Origin of the sequence: Streptomyces tailanensis (genome assembly GCF_008386495.1) — a bacterium.
GTDB classification, from domain to species: Bacteria; Actinomycetota; Actinomycetes; order Streptomycetales; family Streptomycetaceae; genus Streptomyces; species Streptomyces tailanensis.
This window is the reverse complement of the sequence record NZ_VTHJ01000173.1, coordinates 1-1,460: the sequence shown is the minus strand read 5'-3', so window position 1 is coordinate 1,460 and position 1,460 is coordinate 1. Positions and strand designations below refer to the sequence as shown.

Below are 1,460 nucleotides of genomic sequence, written 5' to 3'. Positions count from 1 at the left end.
TCGCGTTCTTCGTCGGTGACCATTTCCAGCGTCAACTCGTCGTGGTTGCGCAGGAAGATGCCCCACTGACAGTTGGCGGGGATCGCGGGGGTCTTGGCGAGGATTTCCGAGACGGGATAACGGGATTCCCGCCGCACCGCCATGAAGATCCTCGGCATCACCGGGAAATGGAACGCCATATGGCATTCGTCGCCGCCGCTGGGGAAGTCACCGAAGTAGTCGACGACGTCCTCCGGCCACTGATTCGCCTCGGCCAGCAGCACGGTGTCGGGGTAGTGGGCGTCGATCTCCTTCCGGACCCGCTTCAGGAAGTCGTGGGTCGCGGGAAGGTTTTCGCAGTTGGTGCCCTCCTGCTGGTACAGATACGGCACCGCGTCGAGGCGGAAACCGTCGATGCCCAGGTCCAGCCAGAACCGCAGCGCGGAGATCATCTCCTCCTGCACCGCAGGATTCTCGTAGTTGAGGTCCGGTTGGTGGGAGAAGAAGCGGTGCCAGTAGTACCGCTTGCGCACCGGGTCGAAGGTCCAGTTCGAGGCCTCGGTGTCGACGAAGATGATGCGGGCGTCCTGGAACTGCTTGTCGTCGTCGGCCCAGACGTAGTAATCGCCGTAAGGGCCTTCGGGGTTGTTCCTGGACTCCTGGAACCACGGGTGCTGGTCGCTGGTGTGGTTCATGACGAAGTCGATGATGACGCGCATGCCGCGCTGGTGGGCGGCGTCGACGAATTCGACGAAGTCGGCGAGGTCCCCGAATTCCGGGAGGACCGCGGTGTAGTCGGAGACGTCATAACCGCCGTCCCGCAAGGGTGACTTGAAGAAGGGCGGGAGCCAGATGCAGTCGATGCCGAGCCATTGCAGATAGTCGAGTTTGGCGGTCAGGCCCTTGAGGTCGCCTACGCCGTCGCCGTTGCTGTCCTGGAAGGAGCGGACGAGGACTTCGTAGAAGACGGCGCGTTTGAACCAGTCCGGGTCCCGGTCCTTCTGCGGGGTGTCCTCGAAGGTGTCCGGAACGGGCTCGTTGACGATCATTTTGCGGGTGACCCTCCGATCTGCGGGTTGGACGGTCGCAGGACGGTCAGTACGTGTGCGGGCGCGCGGCCCGGTTCGAGACGTACATAGTTGCTCCTGCCCCAGGTGTAGACCTCGCCGGTGAGCTCGTCGCGCACCAGCACCGACTCATGCCAGTCCAGGCCGAGTTGCGGCATGTCCAACGAGACCGTGGCCTCCTGGGTGTGGTGGGGGTCGAGGTTGACGACCACCAGAACCGTGTTCGAGCCCGCCCGTTTCGAGTAGATGATCACCGCTTCTTGGTCGGCGTGGTGAAAGTGCAGGTCACGCAGCTGGCGCAGTGCCGGACTGCGCCGCCGGATCGCGTTGAGCTTGCCGAGCAGGGGTGCGATCGTTCGGCCGTCGCGTTCGGCCGCGTCCCAGTCGCGGGGGCGGAGTTGGTACTTCTCCGAG

General features: G+C 63.9%; 1 protein-coding gene and 1 pseudogene. Both read right to left on the bottom strand.

Going from position 1 to position 1,460, the window contains the following annotated elements; translation table 11 throughout:
- A partial coding sequence (locus tag F3T56_RS45885; protein ID WP_246204921.1) for an alpha-amylase family glycosyl hydrolase occupies positions 1-1,028 on the bottom strand: 1,028 nt, incomplete at its 3' end.
- A pseudogene (locus F3T56_RS45880) lies at positions 1,025-1,460 on the bottom strand (DUF3459 domain-containing protein); the annotation flags it as partial. The gene F3T56_RS45885 and the pseudogene F3T56_RS45880, both read right to left, overlap by 4 nt.